Origin of the sequence: Burkholderia arboris, assembly GCF_902499125.1 — a bacterium.
GTDB classification, from domain to species: domain Bacteria; phylum Pseudomonadota; class Gammaproteobacteria; order Burkholderiales; family Burkholderiaceae; genus Burkholderia; species Burkholderia arboris.
The window spans coordinates 76,769-83,559 of sequence record NZ_CABVPX010000038.1; the positions used below are offsets into that span (position 1 = coordinate 76,769).

Here is a 6,791-nt window from a genome sequence, read left to right on the forward strand (position 1 = left end):
TGCGTCCGCGAGTTCGCGCAGAACGCCGTACGCGTTATCTGCGTCCCTTCCCGCTCACCGGGCCAGCACCCGCGCGTGATGCGCGAGGTGATCGGCGATGAACGTCGAGATGAAGTAGTAACCGTGGTCGTAGCCCGGATGACGGCGCAGCGTCAGCGGCTGGCCGGCCTTCGCGCACGCGGCCTCGAACACGTCGGGATTCAGCTGGTTCGCGAGGAATTGATCGGCCAGCCCCTGGTCGACGAGGATGCCGTCCGCGAACTTCGGCGCATCGGCGCGCGCGACGAGCTCGCTCGCGTCGTGCGCCTTCCATGCGTCGCGATCGTCGCCGAGGTAACCCGAGAACGCCTTCTCGCCCCACGGGCAGCGCGTCGGCGCGGCGATCGGCGCGAACGCCGACACCGACCGGTACAGGCCCGGATGACGCAGCGCGAGGGTCAGCGCGCCATGCCCGCCCATCGAGTGACCGAAGATCCCGAGCCGCGCACCGTCGATCGGCAACTCGGCCGCAACAAGCTCGCGCAGTTCGCCCGTCACGTACGATTCCATCCGGTAATGCTTGGACCACGGTGCCTCGGTCGCATCGACGTAGAAGCTCGCGCCGACGCCGAAATCCCATGCCTCGGTCTCGCCCGGCACGCCCGCACCGCGCGGGCTCGTGTCGGGCATCACGAGTGCGATGCCGTGCTGCGCCGCGTATTGCTGCGCGCCGCCCTTGATCGCGAACGTCTCGTCGGTGCACGTGAGCCCCGCGAGATAGAACAGCGCCGGCACGCGGCCGTGCGCCGCCTGCGGCGGCAGGTACACCGAGAACTTCATCGGCAGGCCGATGGCCGCCGAATCGTGACGGTAGAAGCGCTGCTCGCCGCCGTGGCACGCATGCGAGGAAACGAGTTCGAGCATGGCGATGCGCTCCCGGTCAGTACAGCACGACCGAACGGATCGACTCGCCGGCCTTCATCAGGTCGAAGCCTTCGTTGATCCGCTCGAGCGGCAGCGTATGCGTGATCAGGTCGTCGATGTTGATCTTGCCTTCCATGTACCAGTCGACGATCTTCGGCACGTCGGTACGGCCGCGCGCGCCGCCGAACGCCGAGCCCTTCCACTCGCGGCCCGTCACCAGCTGGAACGGACGCGTGCTGATTTCCTCGCCCGCTGCCGCCACGCCGATGATGAACGACTGGCCCCAGCCCTTGTGCGTGCACTCGAGCGCCTGGCGCATCAGCTTCACGTTGCCGACGCACTCGAACGAGTAGTCGGCGCCGCCGTCGGTCAGTTGCACGATGTGGTCGACGACGTTCTCGACTTCGTTCGGGTTGATGAAGTGCGTCATCCCGAACTTCTTCGCGAGCTCGACGCGCTTCGGATTGATGTCGACGCCGATGATCTTGTCCGCACCGACCATCTTCGCGCCCTGGATCACGTTCAGGCCGATCCCGCCGAGGCCGAACACGACGACGTTCGCGCCCGCCTCGACCTTCGCCGAATACACGACCGCGCCGACGCCCGTCGTCACGCCGCAGCCGATGTAGCAGATCTTGTCGAACGGCGCGTCCTCGCGCACCTTCGCGACCGCGATTTCCGGCACCACGATGTAGTTCGAGAACGTCGACGTGCCCATGTAGTGGAACAGCGGCTTGCCGTCGAGCGAGAAGCGCGACGTCGCGTCGGGCATCAGGCCCTTGCCCTGCGTCGCGCGGATCTTCTGGCACAGGTTGGTCTTGCGCGACAGGCAGAACTTGCACTCGCGGCATTCGGGCGTGTAGAGCGGAATCACGTGATCGCCCTTGCGCAAGGTGCCGACGCCGGGGCCGACGTCGACCACCACGCCCGCGCCTTCATGGCCGAGGATCGCCGGGAAGATCCCTTCCGGATCGGCGCCCGACAGCGTGTAGTAGTCGGTGTGGCAGATGCCCGTCGCCTTCACTTCGATCAGCACTTCGCCTGCGCGCGGCCCTTCGAGATCGACTTCCTCGATCGTCAGCGGCGCACCCGCCTTCCATGCAATCGCGGCTTTCGTTTTCATCGTGTCACTCCTGTGTGTCTGTGAGGTCGGCCCGCACGCGCGTTTCGGCGCCCGCCGGGTTCCATGCAAAGCTGTCGAAGCCGTGCCGCGCGGCATCGCGCGCGACACGAAGAAAGCATCCCGTGCTCGCCATGATGGCCGGTCCCGCCACGCACCGCGTGCGGGAAACGGCCGCCGGCTTGCCACGATGCGTCATCGCTGACGCAAAAGAACAAGTGTTCGAGTTTAAACGCCCGCCGTGAACCATGCATCCGTGCGCGCGTACAGATCGATGAAGCGCGCGTGGCGCGCGGCCAGCAGGCGGTCGTCGCGCGGCGCGGCGACCGGCGACGCGGCCGGCGCCAGCGCGCGCAACGCGTCTTCGCGCCAGTGCCCGATCGCGACGCCCGCGAGCAGCGCTGCGCCGCGCGTCGCGGCATTCGGGCAATCGATCGCGTACAGCGACGCGCCGAGCGCGTCGGCGAGCAACTGGCGCCAGCGCGGATCGACCGAGCCGCCGCCCGCGAGACGCAGCGTCGCCACCAGGTCGCCGCGCTCGGCATCGCGGATCGCATCGAGCCCCGCGCGCAACGCGAACGCGACGCCTTCGAACGCGGCGCGCATCATCGCGCCGCGCGTATCGCCGAGCCCGAGGCCGAGCCAGCCGCCGCGCGCTTCGGGGTTCATCCACGGCGAACGCTCGCCCGTCAGGTACGGCAGGAAGCACAGCCGTTCCGACGCCGGCTGCGCAAATGCATCGTCATACGCGTCGGCCCATCCCGCATAGCCGAGCCAGCCGCGCACGGCTTCGAGCGCAAGCCCGACGTTCTGCATCGCGGCCATCGTGTAATAGCCGCCGCCGGCCGCGGTGCGATAGCGATGCAGTCCGCGCCGCGCGGGCGGCAGCGCATCCGCGAGCACGACGATCTGGCCGCCGCTGCCGGTCGTCAGCAGTGCGTCGCCTGCGGCGAGCAGCCCGCTGCCGAGCGCCGCGCAGGCGGTGTCGGCCGCGCCCGTCGCAAGCGGCACGCCGGCAGGCAGCCCGAGCGCGGCGGCAGCCTGCGCGCCGAGCGTGCCGCAGCGCGCGGTCGACGCCATCACCGGCGCGAAGCGGTCGGCCGGCAGGCCGAGCGCGTCGATCAACGCGAAATCCCACGCGCCATCGGGTGTCGCAAGCGCGGTCGCGCACGCGTCGCTCGGATCGGCCGCGACGTCGCCGCCGAGCGCGATGCGCAGCCAGTCCTTCGGCTGCACGGCCCAGCGCGCGGAGCGCAGCGCATCGGGTTCGTGCGCGGCCAGCCAGCGCAACAGCGGGCCAGCCATGCCGGGCGCGACGGGATTCGGTGCGACGGGCCAGGCGGCCGTGTCCGCTTCGCGCACCGCGCGCGTGTCGGGCCACAGCAGCGCGGGCCGCACCGGCTGCCCGGCCGCGTCGATCAGCACGGCGCCGTGCATCTGGCCCGAGAAACCGATCGCCGCGACCTGCGCGCGCTCGCCGGCCGGCAGCCGCGCGGCTGCGCGCACGAGCGCCTGCCACCACGCGTCGGGCGCGATCTCGGCCCAGCCGGGCTGCGGTGCCGACAGCGCATAAGGTTCGCTCGCGACTGCCCGCTCGACACCATCGGCATCGAGCGTGACGAGTTTGACGGAGCCGGTGCCGAGGTCGATTCCGAGCAGGCGCATGACGGATAGGCAAATTCGTATGAACGGATCTCGATGATAACGGGATCGCGATGTGCGCCCCGGTTTTTGCCACCACGCGGACGCGTCGAAAGTACGGCCGGCCGCCGGGTTTCACCGGGCTGCACCTTGCGAGCAAAAGCGGCCGTTCGCGGGTTAACCCGGCGCGATTTTTCGACACCCCTTTTTGCCACTATGCGCATCGCCCGATACACACCATAAAGCGGCCTATATTTGACATGGGGGCCGGCGCTATTTTGAAGGGCTATAAAACCGGGGAACCTCACTCCTGCGGCTGTTTCCCGATGATCGACACCCTGTTCCATGCCGAATTGGCATATCGAACCAGCAAAGAACGGAATAGTACCCAGCGCTCTTGTTGCGTGGATTCATTCCGCATAACTTCGTATCACCCCGAAAACAAGATCATGGAGTGAGACAGATGCAATCGAACACGGTCCATCCGTGCGATGAAGTGCTGCCGACCGGCAAGCTGGTTACGCTTGGCCTGCAACACGTCCTCGTCATGTACGCCGGCGCTGTCGCCGTGCCGCTTATCGTTGGCGCGGCGCTCAAGCTGCCGAAAGACCAGATCGCGTTCCTGATCAGCGCCGATCTGTTTTCGTGCGGCATCGCCACGCTGATCCAGACGCTGGGCCTGTGGATCTTCGGGATCCGCCTGCCCGTCATCATGGGCTGCACGTTCGCGGCAGTCGGCCCGATGATCGCGATCGGCACGAACCCCGGCCTCGGCATTCTCGACATCTTCGGTTCAACGATCGCGGCCGGCATCATCGGCATCGTGCTCGCGCCGATGATCGGCAAGCTGTTGCGGTTCTTCCCGCCAGTGGTCGTCGGCACCGTGATCGCGGTGATCGGGTTGTCGCTGATGGAAGTCGGCATCAACTGGGCGGCCGGCGGCGTCGGCAACCCCGAGTACGGTAGCCCCGTCTATCTCGGCCTGTCGCTGCTCGTGCTGACGCTGATCCTGATGATCAACAAGTTCGGCCGCGGCTTCATCGCGAACATCTCGGTGCTGCTCGGCATCGTCGCCGGCTTCGCGATCGCGTTCGCGATCGGCCGCGTCAATACCGACGGCGTCGCGCACGCACCGTGGGTCGGCATCGTGATGCCGTTCCACTTCGGCATGCCGCACTTCGACCCGCTGTCGATCGTGACGATGGTCACGGTGATGTTCGTCACGTTCATCGAATCGACCGGCATGTTCCTCGCGGTCGGCGACATGGTCGATCGCCCGGTCAACCAGGAACGCCTGGTGCGCGGCCTGCGCGTCGACGGCCTCGGCACGCTGATCGGCGGCATCTTCAACTCGTTCCCGCATACGTCGTTCTCGCAGAACGTCGGCCTGATCGGCGTGACGGGCGTGAAGAGCCGGTTCGTGTGTGCAACGGGCGGGGTGATCCTCGTGCTGCTCGGGCTGTTCCCGAAGATGGCGCAGGTCGTCGCATCGGTGCCGCCGTTCGTGCTCGGCGGCGCAGGCATCGTGATGTTCGGGATGGTGGCCGCGAACGGCATCAAGGTGCTGTCGAAGGTCGACTTCGTGAACAACTCGCACAACCTGTTCATCGTCGCCGTGAGCGTCGGCATGGGCCTCGTGCCGGTCGTGTCGCCGCACTTCTTCTCGAAGCTGCCGCCCGCGCTCGCCCCGATCCTGCACAGCGGCATCCTGCTGGCATCGGCCACGGCGGTGATCCTGAACATCGTGTTCAACGGCGTGAAAGGAGAAAAGGATGCGCGCTGCGACATCCGCCGCGCCGGACACGACTTCGACGGGCGTCCCGCCGACGTGCACCACTGATCGCCCCGCGCCGGACGACGGTGCGAAGCGGTAACGCAAAACGCCACGGCATGCCGTGGCGTTTTTGCTTGGCGGGTGCCGGACAGGACCGGCGCAAGGGCGATCGCGTCTTGCCCGTGAATACTGGTCGCAGCACGCTGCGCTGGATACCGATGGTCGCCCGGACTGGCGTGATTGGTGTGATTGGTGTGATTGGTGTGATTGGCGTGATTGGCGTGATTGGCGTGATTGGCATGTACGGCGCAAGCAGGACGCGACGCACTCATCGTCACGACAACGATCCTCTCCCGCACGATTCGACAGTACAAAAGAAAACGCCACGGATTTGCATCCGTGGCGTTTCGCTTACGCGTACAGCCGGTTCGAAGAACAAGCGCGGTTTCCCGCGCCTGCCCTTCCTTGCGCTTACCCGTTCGTCGCTGCCGCCGACGCCGCCGCCGGAGCGGCCGCCTTGTCGTAGTCGACCGGTGCATCCGGCGCGCGCGGCGTCTCGCCGGCGCGCTGGACCCACCCGCCGCCCAGGGCGCGGTACAGGTCGACCAGGTTCGTCCAGCGCGCCAGACGCGCGCTGATCAGCGTCTGCTGCGCCGAGTACAGGTCCGTCTGCGCGGTCAGCACCGACAGGTAGCTGTCGACGCCGTTCTTGTAACGCAGGTCCGACAGATCGAAACGGCGCTGCTGCGCGTGCTCGTTGCGCTCCAGCGCCGCGATCTGCTGGTCGTACGTGCCGCGTGCGGCCAAGCCATCCGACACTTCGCGGAACGCCGACTGGATCGCCTTCTCGTAGTTCGCGATCTCGATGCGCTTCTGCACGTGCGCAAGATCGAGGTTCGCGATGTTCGCGCCGCCCTCGAAGATCGGCAGTGCGATGTTCGGCGCAAACGACCACGCCGCCGTGCCGGCCTTGAACAGGCCGCCCAGCGTCGGGCTCGCGGTGCCGAACGCCGCCGTCAGCGAGATCTTCGGGAAGAACGCCGCGCGCGCCGCGCCGATGTTCGCGTTCGCGGCCAGCAGCGTCTGCTCGGCCTGCATCACGTCCGGACGGCGCGTGAGCAGATCCGACGGCAACCCGGACGGCACGTCCGTCAGCAGGTTCTGCGCGTCGAGCGGCATGCCCGCCGGCAGGTCGTCCGGCAGCGGCTCGCCGATCAGCAGCACCAGCGCGTTCAGCGCCTGTGCGCGGGCACGCGCCTGCGCCTGCTGGTTTGCGAGCGCCGTCTCGACCACCGTCTGCGCCTGACGCAGCTCGAGCTCGGAGCCCGTGCCGTTGTCGAACTGCAGCTTGGT

General features: G+C 67.6%; 5 protein-coding genes. 1 reads left to right on the forward strand and 4 read right to left on the reverse strand.

Going from position 1 to position 6,791, the window contains the following annotated elements; translation table 11 throughout:
• Nucleotides 1-54 precede the first annotated feature (54 nt).
• From fghA to BLA15945_RS32610, 3 genes are all read right to left on the reverse strand, one after another.
• A complete protein-coding gene (fghA, locus tag BLA15945_RS32600; protein WP_174994295.1) occupies nucleotides 55-903 on the reverse strand; it encodes an S-formylglutathione hydrolase in 849 nt (282 codons plus the stop codon).
• 16 nt (nucleotides 904-919) lie between these two features.
• Nucleotides 920-2,026: an S-(hydroxymethyl)glutathione dehydrogenase/class III alcohol dehydrogenase gene (locus tag BLA15945_RS32605; RefSeq protein WP_011353045.1), complete on the reverse strand. Its 1,107-nt coding sequence runs from the start codon at nucleotides 2,024-2,026 to the stop codon at nucleotides 920-922.
• A gap of 225 nt (nucleotides 2,027-2,251) precedes the next feature.
• Nucleotides 2,252-3,688: a xylulokinase gene (locus BLA15945_RS32610; protein ID WP_059233325.1), complete on the reverse strand. Its 1,437-nt coding sequence runs from the start codon at nucleotides 3,686-3,688 to the stop codon at nucleotides 2,252-2,254.
• A 439-nt stretch (nucleotides 3,689-4,127) separates the two neighbouring features.
• Between BLA15945_RS32610 and BLA15945_RS32615 the strand changes: the two genes are divergently transcribed.
• On the forward strand, nucleotides 4,128-5,504 hold the full coding sequence (locus tag BLA15945_RS32615) for a nucleobase:cation symporter-2 family protein (protein ID WP_044844484.1): 1,377 nt from the start codon (nucleotides 4,128-4,130) through the stop codon (nucleotides 5,502-5,504).
• A gap of 405 nt (nucleotides 5,505-5,909) precedes the next feature.
• Here BLA15945_RS32615 and BLA15945_RS32620 read toward each other — a convergent pair.
• On the reverse strand, nucleotides 5,910-6,791 hold an 882-nt coding region (locus tag BLA15945_RS32620), incomplete at its 5' end, for an efflux transporter outer membrane subunit (RefSeq protein ID WP_174994296.1).

Coding starts and splice junctions, on each gene's coding strand:
- fghA (WP_174994295.1), bottom strand. CDS start 903: ATGCTCGAACTCGTTTCCTCGCATGCGTGCCACGGCGGCGAGCAGCGC.
- BLA15945_RS32615 (WP_044844484.1), top strand. CDS start 4,128: ATGCAATCGAACACGGTCCATCCGTGCGATGAAGTGCTGCCGACCGGC.
- BLA15945_RS32605 (WP_011353045.1), bottom strand. CDS start 2,026: ATGAAAACGAAAGCCGCGATTGCATGGAAGGCGGGTGCGCCGCTGACG.
- BLA15945_RS32610 (WP_059233325.1), bottom strand. CDS start 3,688: ATGCGCCTGCTCGGAATCGACCTCGGCACCGGCTCCGTCAAACTCGTC.